Annotated in this window: 13 protein-coding genes and 1 other RNA gene; 9 read left to right on the forward strand and 5 right to left on the reverse strand. The window is 63.5% G+C overall.

The window, feature by feature from the left end:
* Nucleotides 1–13 precede the first annotated feature (13 nt).
* The gene (locus ASU23_RS31855) at nucleotides 14–541 is read right to left on the reverse strand and encodes a DUF1697 domain-containing protein (RefSeq protein WP_058039437.1); all 528 of its coding nucleotides are present in this window, start codon (nucleotides 539–541) and stop codon (nucleotides 14–16) included.
* A gap of 54 nt (nucleotides 542–595) precedes the next feature.
* Between ASU23_RS31855 and rnpB the strand changes: the two genes are divergently transcribed.
* From rnpB to ASU23_RS31865, 3 genes are all read left to right on the forward strand, one after another.
* An RNA gene (rnpB, locus tag ASU23_RS32990) (RNase P RNA component class A) lies at nucleotides 596–1,010 on the forward strand.
* 320 nt (nucleotides 1,011–1,330) lie between these two features.
* Complete coding sequence (locus tag ASU23_RS31860) at nucleotides 1,331–1,516, forward strand: hypothetical protein (protein WP_007735457.1); 186 nt, start codon at nucleotides 1,331–1,333, stop codon at nucleotides 1,514–1,516.
* A gap of 108 nt (nucleotides 1,517–1,624) precedes the next feature.
* Entirely contained in the window at nucleotides 1,625–3,034 is a 1,410-nt protein-coding gene (locus tag ASU23_RS31865) for an RNB domain-containing ribonuclease (protein ID WP_058039438.1), read from the forward strand.
* A 4-nt stretch (nucleotides 3,035–3,038) separates the two neighbouring features.
* Here ASU23_RS31865 and pip read toward each other — a convergent pair whose 3' ends face one another.
* The 3 genes from pip to panB are packed head-to-tail and all read right to left on the reverse strand — an operon-like array spanning nucleotide 3,039 to nucleotide 5,389.
* Nucleotides 3,039–4,031, reverse strand: coding sequence for a prolyl aminopeptidase (pip, locus tag ASU23_RS31870; RefSeq protein ID WP_058039439.1), 993 nt, complete (start codon nucleotides 4,029–4,031; stop codon nucleotides 3,039–3,041).
* The gene (locus tag ASU23_RS31875) at nucleotides 4,031–4,468 is read right to left on the reverse strand and encodes a hypothetical protein (RefSeq protein ID WP_007735455.1); all 438 of its coding nucleotides are present in this window, start codon (nucleotides 4,466–4,468) and stop codon (nucleotides 4,031–4,033) included. The genes pip and ASU23_RS31875 overlap by 1 nt, the downstream gene beginning before the upstream one ends.
* A gap of 51 nt (nucleotides 4,469–4,519) precedes the next feature.
* A complete protein-coding gene (gene panB, locus ASU23_RS31880; RefSeq protein ID WP_007735454.1) occupies nucleotides 4,520–5,389 on the reverse strand; it encodes a 3-methyl-2-oxobutanoate hydroxymethyltransferase in 870 nt (289 codons plus the stop codon).
* Nucleotides 5,390–5,596: 207 nt separating this feature from the next.
* Here panB and ASU23_RS31885 point away from each other — a divergent pair, with 207 nt between their 5' ends.
* The 3 genes from ASU23_RS31885 to ASU23_RS31895 all read left to right on the forward strand — a co-directional run bounded on the left by ASU23_RS31885 (nucleotide 5,597) and on the right by ASU23_RS31895 (nucleotide 11,627).
* On the forward strand, nucleotides 5,597–7,168 hold the full coding sequence (locus ASU23_RS31885; RefSeq protein WP_007735453.1) for an alpha/beta hydrolase: 1,572 nt from the start codon (nucleotides 5,597–5,599) through the stop codon (nucleotides 7,166–7,168).
* Nucleotides 7,169–7,275: 107 nt separating this feature from the next.
* The gene (locus ASU23_RS31890) at nucleotides 7,276–8,616 is read left to right on the forward strand and encodes a glutamine synthetase family protein (RefSeq protein ID WP_003941637.1); all 1,341 of its coding nucleotides are present in this window, start codon (nucleotides 7,276–7,278) and stop codon (nucleotides 8,614–8,616) included.
* A complete protein-coding gene (locus tag ASU23_RS31895) occupies nucleotides 8,613–11,627 on the forward strand; it encodes a bifunctional [glutamine synthetase] adenylyltransferase/[glutamine synthetase]-adenylyl-L-tyrosine phosphorylase (protein ID WP_030537556.1) in 3,015 nt (1,004 codons plus the stop codon). Before ASU23_RS31890 ends, ASU23_RS31895 begins: the two co-directional genes overlap by 4 nt.
* A 9-nt stretch (nucleotides 11,628–11,636) precedes the next feature.
* On the opposite strand, the gene ASU23_RS31900 is transcribed toward ASU23_RS31895, so the two are convergent.
* Nucleotides 11,637–12,497 (reverse strand): spermidine synthase, encoded by an 861-nt coding sequence (locus ASU23_RS31900; RefSeq protein WP_007735449.1) that lies wholly within the window; start codon nucleotides 12,495–12,497, stop codon nucleotides 11,637–11,639.
* Nucleotides 12,498–12,663: 166 nt separating this feature from the next.
* Here ASU23_RS31900 and ASU23_RS31905 point away from each other — a divergent pair, with 166 nt between their 5' ends.
* The 3 genes from ASU23_RS31905 to ASU23_RS31915 all read left to right on the forward strand — a co-directional run bounded on the left by ASU23_RS31905 (nucleotide 12,664) and on the right by ASU23_RS31915 (nucleotide 15,892).
* Nucleotides 12,664–13,791 (forward strand): NDMA-dependent alcohol dehydrogenase, encoded by a 1,128-nt coding sequence (locus ASU23_RS31905; RefSeq protein WP_003941634.1) that lies wholly within the window; start codon nucleotides 12,664–12,666, stop codon nucleotides 13,789–13,791.
* A gap of 188 nt (nucleotides 13,792–13,979) precedes the next feature.
* Nucleotides 13,980–14,801, forward strand: coding sequence for an alpha/beta fold hydrolase (locus tag ASU23_RS31910; protein ID WP_003941629.1), 822 nt, complete (start codon nucleotides 13,980–13,982; stop codon nucleotides 14,799–14,801).
* A 59-nt stretch (nucleotides 14,802–14,860) separates the two neighbouring features.
* Nucleotides 14,861–15,892 (forward strand): cupin domain-containing protein, encoded by a 1,032-nt coding sequence (locus tag ASU23_RS31915; RefSeq protein WP_058039440.1) that lies wholly within the window; start codon nucleotides 14,861–14,863, stop codon nucleotides 15,890–15,892.

Below are 15,892 nucleotides of genomic sequence, written 5' to 3' on the forward strand. Positions count from 1 at the left end.
GTCGGGGCGAGCGTCATTTGAGCAGTTTGTAGAGCGTGTTCAGGTTTCGGGTTGTGGTGAACGCCTTGAACTTCGGTTTTCCGGTGTTCCTGCCGAACGCGCTCTTGACGGTCTGCCCCTTCTCGACCTCCCAGTACAGGACTCCGTCGCCTGCCGCCACACGCTCGACCGAGGCATCGAGTTGCGCTGCCGCAGTGCTCAATTCCTCCAGGATTTCCGGCTCGGAGGCAACCATCGCATAAGCATGCCAACCCTCGCGTTCGCGCTCGAACGGGTAGTTGTCCACGATCGCCTGCAGTGTCGGAAGGTCGAGGACGAACACCCAAGCCTCGTAGCCGAACTCGCGGACAAGGGCGGATTCGATCTGTTTCTTCAGCGTCGGGATGTCGGTGTTCGGACTGTCGAACAGAACGTTGCCTGAGGCCAACACGGTTTTCACCCCTTGGAATCCGAGGTCACCGAAGACTCTCGCCAGGTCCGCCATCTTGATGTTGATGCCGCCCACGTTGATACCGCGTAGCAGGGCCACGTACCGAGTCATACGGTGACCATAGTGCCGGCCACCGACAGGCGCCCGGTAGCATACGGGGGCGGACGAGTTGGCCGGGCGGCCGCGGCTTCTGGAACCAGCGCGTATCGCGCACAGGCCTGGGGCCGAGGAAAGTCCGGACTCCACAGAGCAGGGCGGTTGTTAACGGCAACCCGAGGCAACTCGCGGGACAGTGCCACAGAAAACAGACCGCCTGCCTTTCGAGGCAGGTAAGGGTGAAACGGTGCGGTAAGAGCGCACCAGCACCTCGGGTGACCGGGGTGGCTAGGTAAACCCCGCCCGGAGCAAGGTTGAAGGTCGCATCGCTCGCGGTGCGGCTGCGCAGGTGTTCGAGGGCTGCTCGCCCGAGCCTGCGGGTGAACCGCTCGAGGCACCCGGCGACGGTGTGCCCAGATGGATGGTCGCCACTCGGCACTTCGGTGCCGCAGGACAGGATCCGGCTTACACGCCGACTCGTCCGCCCGCGATCTGCAAGAGAGCACAAAGAAGACCCCCACCGGATCGGTGGGGGTCTTCTTTATGGTCGAAAGCTGTCAGACAGGCTTGATGACCAGCAGCGTAGCCCAGTACGTTGCCGCGTCATGGCCCATGAGCGGGAGGAGGTAATCGTAAAGAATTGCGGACATGCGCACTCCATTTTCTGTTCGTAGCTTGTGTTGGGCATTCAAGCAGAACTCACCGTTCGAATGTCCGGTTCTCACCTGCCAGGCCAAGTAGAAAGAATATCAGTCTCACAGCGATCTACAAGCTTCTATCTCACTCTGATGTCACACTGTGGATATGACTGATGAAGATCGACTCTGGTACTTCGACGTGTCCGACGGTTCCGTCACGCAGGGAAAGGGTGCGTCCTCGCTGACGAGGATGGGGCCGTACCCTGATCGGGACTCTGCCGAGCATGCATTGAAGATCGCTGCCGAACGCAACAAAGCCGCCGATCGGGCAGACGAAGACTGGAACAACTGAGACTTGGAATAACTGAGACTTGGAACAGCCGGGACTCGAACAACTGGGACCGGTACTGCTGCTACACCGGCCCGAACCGATCATGGAGGATGCGTGCCCGCAAGTCGAATGATGGTGCAGGGAATCGACTTCGGAGTGGTTCGGGCGGAGTTCGACTTGCCAGGAGCATTCTCGGCTGCGGCGCAGGCCGAGGCCGAGAATGCCGTGGATCGTTTCGGTGCCGGGCGTGTCGACGAAACGGGTATCGCCTTCGTGACCATCGACCCTCCCGGATCGATGGACCTCGACCAGGCAGTGCACATCGAGAAGATCTCGACCGGGTACGTCGTGCACTACGCGATCGCCGACGTCGCGGCGGTGGTGACGCCGGGTGGCGCTCTCGACATCGAAACCCGCAAGCGGGGCCAAACCTTCTATCTCCCGGACGGTTCCGTCCCGCTGCATCCCCGAGCGTTGTCGGAGGGATCGGCGAGTCTGCTGCCGGACGTGGTTCGTCCCGCCGCGCTGTGGCGGATCGAACTCGACGCGCAGGCCGAGCCGACGTCGTGGCAGGTGAGACGCGCTCTGGTGAAATCGGTGGCACGTCTGGACTATTCGACCGTGCAGCGCGATGCCGACGCGGGAACCTTGCATCCGTCCATCGCCGCACTACCGGAGTTCGGACGATTGCGCAGTGTCTCGGCGGTTGCCAGGGGTGCCATCGAGCTGAAACTGCCCGAGCAGTCAGTGGTTCGGGATCAGCCGGAGGACGAGTCCTCGGCTCGCTGGCGGATCGAACTGGAGCCACGCACCGAAGCGGACGACTGGAACGCGGAAGTGTCGCTGCTGACCGGAATGTGTGCCGGCCGCATGATGATCGACGCAGGTATCGGGTTGCTTCGCACGCTGCCGCCGGCCGAGGAGTCCGCGGTTCGGACCTTGCGGAGAACTGCAGTGGCGCTGGGTATCACGTGGCCGGAGGGGCAAAGCGTCGGGCAGATTCTTGCCGGACTCGATTCCAACGAGCCGTCGACGATGGCGCTGATGTCGGTTGCACCGTCGTTGCTGCGCGGCGCAGACTACGCGGCCTTCGACGGCCGACTACCGGAGTTGACGGTGCATGCGGGGATCGGAGCGCCCTACGCTCACGTGACTGCTCCGCTGCGCCGACTGTCCGATCGTTTCAGCACCGAGGTGTGTCTGGCGATCACAGCTGGTACGCCGGTACCGGAATGGGCGCGCACTGCACTTCCCGAGCTGCCCGACATCATGAGTGGGTCCGACTCGCTGGCGAACAAGGTCGACCGTGCGTGCATCGATCTGACCGAGTCCACGCTGCTCGACGGCCGGGTCGGCGAGGTCTTCGACGCAGTGGTGATGCGCGCCAAGGACGGAAAGCGCTCGGCGGAAGTGTTTGTCCCGTCGGTCGCGGTGATTGCGAAATGCGTCGGAACGCCCGACGACGGTGAGCGCGCAAAGGTGCGACTCACCGCCGTCGACACCGTCGAACGGACGGTGGAATTCACGTTCCCGGCGTAGGGAGCTACCGGTAAGAATCGGTGGCTTCCACCAAGTGATGTGCGATGCCGGGCTCCATGGCGGAGTGTCCGGCGTCGTCGACGATCACGAGCTTGGATTCGGGCCACGCCTTGTGCAGCGCCCACGCGCTGGTGGCGGGGCAGACGACGTCGTAGCGGCCCTGGACGATCGTCCCCGGAATGCCGTGCAGTGCGGAGCTTTTGCGTAGGAGTTGGTTCTCGTCGAAGAACCCGCCGTTGACGAAGTAGTGGTTCTCGATACGGGCGAAAGCCAAGGCGAACCGGGTCTCGGAGTTCTGTTCGATCTTGTCCGCCTGTGGGTACAGGTAGCTCGTCGATCCTTCCCAAGCCGACCAGGCGATGGCTGCGCGGGCCGCGACGTCGGGGTCTTCGGAATGGAGCAGTTGGTGATAGACCGCGACGAGGTCTTCGCCGCGCTGCGCCTCGGGTACCGGTTCGAGGAATTTGTCCCAGCGCTCCGGGAAGATGTTTCCCGCGCCGCCGTTGTAGTACCAGTCGATCTCGCTACGACGCAGGAGGAAGATCCCGCGCAGGACCAGCTCAGTGACGCGCGTAGGAAACGTTTCGGCGTAGGCGATGGACAGCGTGGAACCCCAGGACCCGCCGAAAACCATCCACTTGTCGATCGAAAGATGTTCGCGCAGGGCTTCGATGTCGGCCAGCAGCTTGTCCGTCGTGTTCACCGACAGGTCGGCGCCGTCGGCAACGTGAGGGGTGGACCGCCCGCAGCCGCGCTGGTCGAGTAGAACGATGCGGTATGCGGCCGGATCGAAGAACTGGCGTACCGCCGGTTGCGCACCACCGCCGGGGCCACCGTGCAGGAACACCACCGGCTTGCCGTCCGGATTTCCGCTGACTTCCCAGTACATGCTCTGGCCGTCACCGACATCGAGGAAGCCGGTGACGAAAGGCTCGATCGGGGGATACAGACTCCGGAGAGTCGACGGCTGCCCTGAAGTGGCTGACGTGTCGGTCATCAGAAGCCCACCAGGCCGGAGGCGAGATCGGGGATCTCGAGTGCGGAAATCGCGCCGCTCCGGACGTCGGGGCACGCGGCTGAGGTTGCCGCGTCGATGCTTTCGCGGTTCTGAGCGAGATCGAGCAGGTTGATGCCGTTCTGCGTCGCCCACGTGATGACGATCGTGTTCAGTCCGCCCTTGCCGAGCGTCGGGGTGACGGTCCGCCAGTTCTGCAGCTGCCCTTCCATATCCGAGCACAACTGCTGGACCTGAGCGTCGGTGAACGTCGAACCGGACGCGGTTGTTGCCGGCGCCGTCGTGGTGGAACTCGCGGGCGTAGTGCTGCTGGGCGCGGGAGAGTTGGTGGACCCTCCCGCGCATCCGCTCAGCACCGTGACGAGAGCTGCCGCACCGACTACAGCTGCGGCAGTAGAACTTCGACGGTTACCGATCATTGAACGCACCCCTGGCTGGTTGAGAGACAGGCGGCGTTCGCCGGTCTCGGATCAGAAACTGTGTTCTGCGGCCGGGAAAGCGCCAGTGCGAACTTCTGATGCATAGGCTGCGGCTGCGGAACGCAGTTCGTCACCGACGTTACCGAAACGCTTGACGAACTTGGCTGTCTTACCGCTCGTGTAACCCGCCATGTCCTGCCAGACGAGTACCTGAGCGTCGCATTCGGAACCGGCCCCGATGCCGACGGTGGGGATGGTGAGTTTGCGGCTGACCTGGCCCGCAATCTCGGCCGGAACCATTTCCATGACGACGGAGAACGCCCCGGCTTCCTGGACTGCAATGGCGTCCGCCACAAGTTGCTCGGCCGCGTCGCCACGACCCTGGACGCGGAATCCGCCGAGCGAGTTCACGCTCTGCGGGGTGAATCCGACGTGAGCCATGACGGGGATGCCGGCCGAGGTGATAGCCGCGATCTGCTTACTCATCCGCTCACCGCCCTCGAGTTTGACGGCGTGCGCGAGGCCTTCCTTCATGAACCGTGTCGCAGTCGCAAGGGCCTGCTCGGCGGAACCCTCGTAGGTGCCGAAGGGGAGGTCGGCGACGACGAGTGCGTGCGGCGCGCCGCGAACCACGCCACGCACGAGCGGGAGCAGTTCGTCGACGGTGATCGGCACGGTGGTGTCGTAGCCGTAGACGACGTTGGCGGCAGAGTCGCCGACGAGCAGCACCGGGATGCCTGCGTCTTCGAAGATGCGTGCCGTGGAGTAGTCGTAAGCGGTGAGCATCGACCAGCGTTCGCCGTTCTGCTTCATCTCGGCGAGGTGGTGAATGCGCGTCTTACGCTTCGGTGCATCGGTAGAGCTTGCAGTGGGTACAGAAACTGCACTGGGTACAGAACCGTAGAGAGGTGTTTCGGACATCGTTGTCCCTTTCTGGCCTCGAGGCCCTGAGCGTTGATCGCCTTCGGGTCCCCGGGTGTGGGTGATGACGTGTTCAGTCTGCCACCGGACATCGCCGACACGAATAGTTGACGGGGTGCAATGGGTCACATCACCGCGCGCGTATCAGGTAGGTGCCGAGACGAGGCGAACCGCTGGCTATCGCGGTTTCCTGGCACCATCGATGGCATGTCGAAGTTCGTTCGCCTCTCCGGTGCCCTCGCCGGAAGCGCAGCAGTGCTCGTGTTGGTTGTCGGTTGCACCAGTTCGGAAGGCACGCCCGAATCAGTGGAACCTGCTGGTTCTGCCGCGTCCGCGGTGCCGTCCGGCCTCGAGAAATTCTACGAGCAGACGCTCGACTGGGGTTCGTGCGACCAATTTGTCGAAGAAGGAACTGCGCCGCTGGGGCGTGGGATCGACTGCGCCGAGGTGAGCGTTCCCGTCGACTACGCGAATCCGAACGGCGACACCGCGAAGGTGGTGATCTCGCGTTCGAAGGCAACCGGCGACCGCATCGGCTCACTGTTGCTGAACCCCGGCGGGCCGGGTGGGTCCGGGCTGTCGATGGCGACCTCGGGTTCGGGCACCGAATTGCAGGAACGTTTCGACATGATCGGCTTCGATCCGCGGGGGATCGGGGCGTCGACCCCGCAGGTTCGGTGTTTGACGCCGGAGGAGACCGACGCGGAGCGTGCGGAGGTCAACGTCGACATGACGCCGGAGGGCATCGCTCTCGCCGAGGCGGACAGCAAGGACTACGCCGCCAAGTGCGCTGAGCGGACCGGTACGGAGTTCCTCGCTCATGTCGGTACCTACGAGGTGGTGCGAGATATGGACGTCATTCGGGGCGTTCTCGGCGATCCGAAGATGAACTACCTCGGGTTCTCGTACGGGACCCGGCTCGGATCCACGTACGCGGAAACCTTTCCGCAGAACGTCCGAGCGATGGTCCTCGACGGCGCGCTCGACCCCGAGCAGGATCCGGTCGACGAAGTGGTCTTGCAGGGGCAGGGCTTCCAAGGCGCGTTCGACGCCTTTGTCGCCGACTGTGTCTCGCGAACGGATTGCCCGCTGGGTGATGATCCGGCGCAGGCGCAGGCACGCTTTCAGGCACTCGTCGATCCGTTGATCGAGAAGCCGGCACAGACCACCGATCCGCGCGGGCTGAGTTATTCCGACGCGATCACGGGCGTGCAGCAAGCTCTGTACTCGCCACAGTTGTGGACGCCGCTGCGTGGGGGTCTGTCGAGTCTGGCCGACGGACGCGGCGACTCGCTGCTCAATCTCGCCGACATGTACGAAGGCCGTGAGGATGACGGCAGCTACTCCAACATCAACGACGCGTTCAACGCCATTCGCTGCGTGGACGATCCGGCAACCACCGACCGCGCCGAGGCCGGCGAATCCGACACTCGGTACCGCGAGGCGGCGCCGTTCCTCGACGACGGCCGCGGGACGGGTCAAGCGCCGCTGGACCTGTGCGCGTTCTGGCCCGTTCCGGCTACCGGCAGCCCTCACGCGCTCGACCCCCAGGCACTCGCTGACGCCGGTCTGCCGCAGCTGGTCGTCGTGTCCACGACGCAGGATCCGGCGACCCCGTATCAGGCCGGAGTGGATCTCGCGAAGCAGTTGGGCGCTGCTCTGATCACGTTCGACGGAACCCAACACACGGTGGTTCTGGACGGAAACTCCTGCGTCGACGATGCCGTCGTCGACTACTTCGTTTACTTGAAGGCTCCGGAAGAGGGTCTGACATGTTAGCCGGCGCGACGCCGTACGCTGCGCCTATTCGATGGTGACCAATCACTCTGTTAACCGGGACCACTGATGTAACACAGATTTAACGTGGCTTGCTTAGTCTCGCGTGCATGGATCGCCAAAAAGAATTCGTGCTTCGTACCCTGGAAGAGCGCGACATTCGGTTTGTCCGCTTGTGGTTCACCGATGTTCTCGGGTACCTCAAATCGGTGGCGATCGCCCCCGCCGAACTCGAAGGCGCCTTCGAGGAGGGAATCGGATTCGACGGTTCCGCCATCGAGGGATTCTCTCGAGTCTCCGAAGCCGACACCGTCGCTCGGCCCGACGCCTCGACATTCCAGATCCTGCCGTGGGCCCACAAGGACGGTGCGCAGCATTCCGCTCGCATGTTCTGTGACATCACGATGCCCGACGGTTCGCCGTCGTGGGCCGATCCGCGCCACGTACTGCGTCGCCAGTTGAGCAAGGCCAGCGACTTGGGCTTCAGCTGCTACGTCCACCCGGAAATCGAGTTCTTCCTTCTGGAGAACGGCCCGATCGACGGCACTCCACCGATCCCGGCGGACTCGGGCGGATACTTCGACCAGGCTGTGCACGATTCGGCTCCGAATTTCCGCCGCCACGCCATCGACGCACTCGAGTCGATGGGCATCTCGGTCGAGTTCAGCCACCACGAGGCCGCGCCGGGTCAGCAGGAGATCGATCTGCGCTACGCCGACGCACTCTCGATGGCCGACAACGTGATGACGTTCCGGTACGTCGTCAAGGAGGTCGCGATCGGTGAAGGCGTCCGGGCGAGCTTCATGCCCAAGCCGTTCAGCGATCAGGCCGGCTCCGCGATGCACACCCACATGAGCCTGTTCGAGGGCGACACCAACGCCTTCCACAATCCGGACGATCCGATGCAGCTCTCCGAGACCGGCAAGGCGTTCATCGCCGGCATCCTCGAGCACGCCAACGAGATCAGTGCGGTCACGAACCAGTGGGTCAATTCGTACAAGCGACTCGTCCACGGGGGAGAGGCACCCACTGCTGCGTCGTGGGGCCCGTCCAACCGATCGGCTCTCATTCGCGTCCCGATGTACACGCCCAACAAGGCGTCCTCGCGCCGCGTCGAGATCCGTAGCCCAGACTCGGCTTGCAACCCGTACCTGACTTTCGCGGTCCTGCTTGCTGCCGGTCTTCGCGGCATCGAGAAGGGCTACACCTTGCCGCCCGAGGCAGAAGACGACGTGTGGTCGTTGACCTCCGCCGAGCGCCGCGCCATGGGTTACAAGGAACTGCCGAGCAACTTGGACAGCGCTCTGCGCGAGATGGAGAAGTCGGAGCTCGTGGCCGAAGCACTCGGCGAGCACGTCTTCGATTTCTTCCTGCGCAACAAGCGTCGTGAGTGGGAGGAATACCGCAGCCACGTGACGCCGTTCGAGCTCAAGACCTACCTCGGTCTGTGACGGTGAAACCGCCCGCTGCGAGATCAGCAGTTCCAGGACCGGGTCGACTCGGGCTGGTCGAGCCCACCGCTGCCGACGAGTTGCGTCAGCTCGGTTGGGTCGACGCCGAGAGCATCGAACTCTTGTGGTCGCTGTCGCGTGCCGCGAACGCCGACCTCGCTCTGCGCACCCTTGTGCGGATCAAGGACGGGCTCGGCGACGGGTGGCGCGAACTCGATCAGGTCCTGCGCAAGGACAAGAGCCTGCGCGGCCGTTTGTTCGCACTGGTGGGTGCGTCGTCGGCCTTCGGCGACCACCTGGCCGCGGATCCGATCGGCTGGAAACTGCTCGACGGCACCGCTCTGCCGACCAAGGACGAGGCGACTGCAGCCTTGCTGGAGGTCGTGGGTGCAACTGTCGACGAGGGTGCCACCGAAGGTTCCCTGACCTACCGCGCCACGGTGACCGGGCCGGAAGCTGTTGTTGCTCTGCGTAAGAGCTACAAGGACCAGCTGATGCTGCTGGCTGCGGCTGATCTTGCGGCGACCGTCGAGAACGAACCCGTAGTTCCGTATCAGACTGTGGGGCACCAGCTTTCCGATCTGGCCGACGCCGCGCTGACCGCTGCACTTGCGGTGGCCATCGCAACGGTGTGTCCCGAGGGCAGCTGTCCGATCCGGCTCGCCGTGATCGCCATGGGCAAATGTGGTGCGCGCGAGCTGAACTATGTCTCCGACGTCGACGTGGTGTTCGTCGCCGAACCGGCCGATGCGACGGCCAGTCGCGTTGCCGGTGAGATGATGCGTATCGGTACCTCCGCATTCTTCGAGGTCGATGCTGCGCTGCGGCCCGAAGGCAAGCGCGGAGAACTGGTTCGCTCCCTCGAATCCCACATCACGTACTACAAGCGCTGGGCCAAGACCTGGGAGTTCCAGGCACTGCTCAAGGCTCGTCCGATGACCGGCGACATGGAGCTCGGTCGCCAGTACTCCGAGGCGATGAGCCCGATGGTGTGGATCGCCTCCGAGCGCGAGGACTTCGTCCCCGAAGTCCAGGCCATGCGTCGACGCGTCGAGGAAATGGTTCCCCCCGAACTGCGTGAGCGTGAACTCAAACTCGGCCGCGGAAGTTTGCGCGACGTCGAATTCGCCGTCCAACTCCTGCAATTGGTGCACGGGCGCGCCGACAGTTCGTTGCATGTCCAGAGCACCGTCGATGCACTGACTGCATTGGCGGCGGGTGGATACGTCGGCCGCGACGACGCCGCCAACCTGACTGCGTCGTACGAATTCCTGCGTCTGCTCGAGCACCGTCTGCAGTTACAGAAGCTCAAGCGCACACACACCCTGCCGCCGCCGGACGACGAGGAAGCGCTGCGTTGGCTGGCCCGCGCCGCGCACATGCGACCCGACGGTCGTCTGGATTCCCTGGGAGTCCTGCGCGCCGAGATCAAGCGGAATTCGCATCGGATTCGCCGCCTGCACGCCAAGTTGTTCTACCGCCCGCTTCTCGAATCGGTGGCGCGGATGGACAAGGAAGCACTGGTCCTGGGGCCAGAAGCCGCGGTTCGCCAGTTGGCCGCTCTCGGTTACACGGCACCCGAGCATGCTCTCGGGCATCTGACTGCACTGACGAGTGGCGCTTCACGCAAGGGTCGCATTCAAGCGCTCCTGTTGCCGACTCTGCTCGAATCACTCGCGGACACACCGGATCCCGATGCCGGGCTGCTCGCTTACCGCAGGCTCTCGGACGCGCTCGTCGACCAGACGTGGTTCCTGCGCCTGCTCCGTGACGAGGCTGCGGTGGCCGAGCGTCTGATGACCGTGCTGGGCTCGTCGGCGTACCTACCCGACCTGCTCATCAAGGCTCCCGACGTGATCCGTTTGTTCGCGGATTCACCGAGCGGGCCGCGCCTGGTCGAGCCGAAGCCCGAGGATGTGGCTCGCGGAATCCTCACCGCCTCCGGCCGACACAGTGATCCCAATCGTGCTGTTGCTGCGGCCCGCTCGCTGCGGCGACACGAGCTTGCGCGCATCGCTTCGGCCGACATCCTCGGCATGCTCGATGTTCCTGCAGTCTGCAAGGCGCTGTCCTCGGTGTGGGCCGCGGTGCTCAATGCATCGCTCTCCGCGGTGATCAAGGCCAGCGTCACCGAACTCGGGACCGAGGCTCCCGCCAGTTTCTCCGTCATCGGCATGGGCCGATTGGGCGGCGGGGAACTCGGCTACGGATCCGATGCGGACGTTCTGTTCGTGTGCGAACCCCGCGAGGGCGTCGACGAGACCGTTGCGGTCAAGTGGGCCAACAGCATTGCCGACAAGGTCCGCAAGCTCCTCGGGGCACCGAGTACCGATCCGCCGCTCGAAGTCGACACCGGATTGCGTCCGGAAGGCCGTAACGGTCCGATGGTGCGCACTCTCGAGTCCTACGACGCGTACTACGCGAAGTGGGCTCAGGCGTGGGAGATTCAAGCGCTGCTTCGTGCGCACCCGGTTGCCGGTGATCCTGAACTGGGACTGCGGTTCCTGCACATGATCGACAAGACCCGCTACCCCGAGGGCGGCGTCAGTGATGCGGCGGTGCGCGAGATCCGGCGCATCAAGGCGCGAGTCGATTCCGAAAGGCTCCCGCGCGGAGCCGATCCGGCGACGCACACGAAACTGGGTCGCGGCGGTCTGGCCGACATCGAGTGGACTGTGCAACTGCTGCAGCTGCGCCATGCCGACAAGATCGAGTCGCTGCACAACACGTCGACCCTCGAGACTCTCGACGCCATCGGCGCCGCGGAACTGCTCAGCGAAGGTGACGTCGAACTGCTGCGTGACGCCTGGATCACCGCGACGAAGGCACGCAACTGCCTCGTTCTGGTGCGGGGGAAGCCGACCGATCAGCTTCCCGGCCCGGGCCGTGTTCTCGCGGCGGTGGCGCAGGTCGCTGGATACGGCGACGACGCAGGGGAGTTCCTCGACAATTACCTGCGCATCACGCGTCGGGCAAAAGCAGTGGTGGAGAGGGTCTTCGGCGGGGAGTAGCGTTTTTGCTCAGTCTTGGCGAACCGGCGCATTCGCGGCGAACTTGCGGACTTCGGCGTCCTGCCACACGTGGGCGGGAACTCCTCCGCCGAGTAGCTCGCGCGCGAGCGCGGGTTGCCCGCCGATCGGTACGTCGCTGCCCGCGATGATCATGTTGCCGTAGCGACGGCCCTTGAGCATCGCGGGATCGGCGATGATCGCCATGTGTTCGAACTGCGCACCGATGGTTGCGGCCTCGCTGCGCGCGCCCTGAAGATCCGGGGTGTCGCCGCAGTTGACGATGTAGATGCCGCCCGGTGCGAGCACGCGTCGTACGTGGGTGGTGAATTGCGCCGTCGTCAGTGGTGTCGGAGTTGTGCTGCCGGCGAAGACATCTCGAATCACGATGTCCCGGGTGGACTCGGTGAGAGTTTCGGTGACGGCGCGGGCTTCTCCGACGCGGATGCGCAGAAGAGGCGCGCGCGGGAGGTCGAACCAATCGCGTACGAGTTCCGCCAGAGCACCGTCGATTTCGACCACCACTTGACGCGCGTCAGGGTAGGTGGCGGCGAAGTATCTGGCCATGGAGCAGGCGCCACCGCCGAGATGAAGCACCCGCAGGCGCTCGGCCTTGTCACGTTCGGAATCGACCAGATGCGCGATCCACCGCATGTACTCGAAATCGAGCACCGTGGGATCCGCGACGTTCACGTGGGAACTGGGCACTCCGTTGATCTGGATGATCCAGCTGTCGTCGGAGTACTGATCGCGGACTAGTTCGCACGTCCCGGTATCGATCGGAAAAGTGCCGGCGACGGGACCGGACTCGCCTCGCTCGGGAGTACTGCTGCGAGTTCTGGTCTTGCGAGTTCCCTTGGCCACTGTGTCCATGTTAGCCGTGCGCCTTTCTGGTAGAGGCGGCTACCAAAAAGGCACACGGACCGACGGTATTCTCGGGCTACTTCAGGCACACTCGTACATGGAGTGTGATCGGCGACACAAATGCCGGCGCGTTCTTTCGTCGTCCGTGCATCACGAAGAATTTCGAGGAGTGCAGGTGAAGGTCAAGGCAGCGGTAGTCAAGGCGCCAGGTCAGGCGTGGGAGATCGAAGAGGTCGAGCTGGGGGACCCGGTCTCGGGTGAGGTGCAGGTCCGACTCGCCGCATCGGGGCTGTGCCATTCGGACGAACATTTGCGTACGGGCGCCAGCCCGCTGCCCTTCTACCCGGCCCTGGGCGGGCACGAAGGCGCCGGAGTGGTGACGAAGGTCGGACCGGGTGTCGCGAGCGTCGAAGAAGGCGACCACGTGGTTCTCGCCTTCATCCCGGCGTGCGGACGTTGTCCGTCCTGTGCGAAGGGTCTGCAGAACATCTGCGACGAAGGAGCCGGCCTGTTGACCGGGCAGGCGATCTCCGACAAGACGTACCGCGTCACCCTCGACGACGAGCCGGTCATCCAGATGTGCCTGCTCGGAACATTTTCGCCGTACGTGACCGTCAACGAGGCGTCGGTGATCAAGATCGAGAAGGACATCCCGCTCGACAAGGCGGCCTTGCTCGGCTGCGGTGTTGCCACCGGTTGGGGATCGGCCACCGCAATCGGTGGAGCCAAGGTCGGCGACACGGTGGTGGTCGTCGGCGTCGGCGGCGTCGGAATCAACTCGGTGCAGGGTGCGGCGTCCGCCGGAGCACGATTTGTGATCGCGATCGATCCCGTCGAGTTCAAGCGCGACAAGGCAAAGGAATTCGGCGCCACACACACTTTTGCCTCCCTCGAGGAAGCGCTACCGGTGATCGGCGAGATCACCTGGGGCAAGATGGCCGACGTCACCGTGATCACCGTGGGCGAGATTCACGGCGACATCATTCAGCCCGCGCTCAGCGCGACGGGCAAGGGTGGCCAGGTCGTGGTCGTCGGAATGGGGCATTACGCAGATTCGCAGGTGACGCTCAGCCTCTTCGAGCTGACCCTTCTGCAGAAGCGTTTGCAGGGAGCCATCTTCGGCGGGGTAGGGCCACGGTCCCAGATTCCCAAGTTGCTCGATCACTACCGAAGCGGCGCACTCAAACTCGACGAGTTGGTGACCAAGACTTACAAGCTCGAGGAGATCAACGAGGGGTACGCCGACATGCTCGAAGGAAAGAATCTGCGCGGGATGATCGTCTACACGGAGGACGATTACTGATCGTTTCCCTTTGACTGAAGGCTCCGGCCCGGCACCACGCTTCGTGGTGTCGGGCCGGAGTCTTCTGCCCCCACGCACATTTCTGTCGATCGATGAGTCGACTGCCCCCGTAGTGGGCACTCGCAGAGTGAGGAAACCGGGCACCGTGTCCGGATCTCAGTCCACGACTCGACAGAGAAGAGCAGAGCATGCCCTACATCACCACCTCCGACGGAACCGAGATATACTACACCGAGCACGGCGTCGGCCGGCCGATCGTCCTCAGCCACGGGTGGCCGCTGAGTTCTGACGCGTGGCAGGTCGAGATGAAGTTGTTCGCCGACGCCGGATACCGGACCATCGCGCACGATCGTCGAGGACACGGTCGCTCGTCGAAGACGTACACCGGCAACGACATGGATACATATGCCAAGGACCTGGCTGAGCTGATCGACACACTCGACCTGAAAGACCTGGTCCTGGTTGGCCATTCGACCGGCGGCGGGGAAGTGGTCCGGTACGCGGCGCAGCACGGCAAAGGGCGCGTGGCCAAGGTGATCACCGCCGGCGCCGTACCGCCGATCATGGTCAAGTCGGACGGCAACCCCGAAGGCACACCGATCGAGGTCTTCGACGGCATCCGTGAGGGAGTTCTGCGAGACCGATCGCAGTTCTACAAGGATCTCAGCGAGAGCTTTTACGGCGCGAACCGCGAAGGTGCCGACGTCTCGCAAGGGGCGAAGGACGACTTCTGGCGGCAAGGTATGTTGGTCAATCTCGCCGCGGCCTACGACTGCGTCAAGGCATTCTCGGAGACGGACCAGACCTCCGATCTCGAAGCCATCGACGTTCCGTTCCTCATCGCTCAGGGCGACGACGATCAGATCGTGCCGATCGGCGCAGCGGCCGAGAAGGCGATCAAGCTGGTGAAGAAGGGCACGCTGAAGGTGTATCCGGGCGCACCTCACGGCATCTACGGCTCATATCAGAAGACACTGGACCAGGACATTCTCGCGTTCATCGAGGACTGACGTCAGCGAGGCGGAAGGACCGGAGTCGAAAGGACCAGAGTGGGAAGGATAAAATTGCCATGTCTACACACGTTGCCTCACTATGCAATGGCCCCAGTGTCTTCGAGAACGAACTTGGGTCGATCTCGCAACTCGACACGAGTTCGTTGCCGATCCTGTCCGGTCTGTCGATCAAACGAATTGTTCTCGGTCCCGGCGCGATCCGTGAACCACAATGGAACGTCAACGCGAACCAGATCGCCTACGTCACCAGCGGAACCGTGCTCGTCTCGATGCTGGGCAATGCTGACGAGTTCGCCAGCTTCGTGGTGCGAGCGGGGCAGATGTATCACGTCGAATCCGGCGCGATTTATCACATCGAGAATGTCGGAGAGGAGGAGGTGGAGATCATCGCTGCCCTGCGTACTTCACTCCCGCAGCACTTTTCGTTGCAGAGTAGCGTCAGCGCAATGTCGAACGCGGTGCTCGGCAACACGTACGATCTCGCCGCATCGGCCTTCGACGTCTTCGGTAGAGCCGATGCGTCCCAGATAGTTCGGCGGGACGGCGCCGCCGTCGTTCCCGATACCGCCGGCCTTCCCAACGCGCATCTCTTCGATCTCGAAGGCCAGATCGCGCCTCTCGCATATCCGTACGGACAGGCGAAAGTGGCGCGCAAGCAGTATTGGGCGGCGCTGGAGGATCTTTCGATGTACTCGTTGACTATTCGCGAGAGTGGGATGCGTGAGCCACACTGGCATCCCGTCACTGCCGAAATGGGATACGTGCATCGTGGTCACGGGCGGATGACGGTCCTCGATCCGGACGGTTCGCTCGACACCTACCTACTGGAGCCTGGTCAGGTGTATTTCGTTCCGCGTGCCTATCCCCATCACATCGAGGTTCTAGGTGACGAGGACATCAACTTCCTCATCTTCTTCGACCAGCCGACGCCGCGCGACATAGGCTACCGTGCAACGGCTTCCGCGTTCTCACGCGGCGTTCTCTCGGCCTCGTTCGGTGTTCCGGAACGGGATCTGCCGCACTTTCCTTTCACCCCGATCGATCCGCTCATCGTCTCGCGGATCAATCCGATCGACCGCCAGCACTGA

It is taken from the genome of Rhodococcus sp. KB6 (assembly GCF_001445685.1).
GTDB lineage: Bacteria > Actinomycetota > Actinomycetes > Mycobacteriales > Mycobacteriaceae > Rhodococcus_F > Rhodococcus_F qingshengii.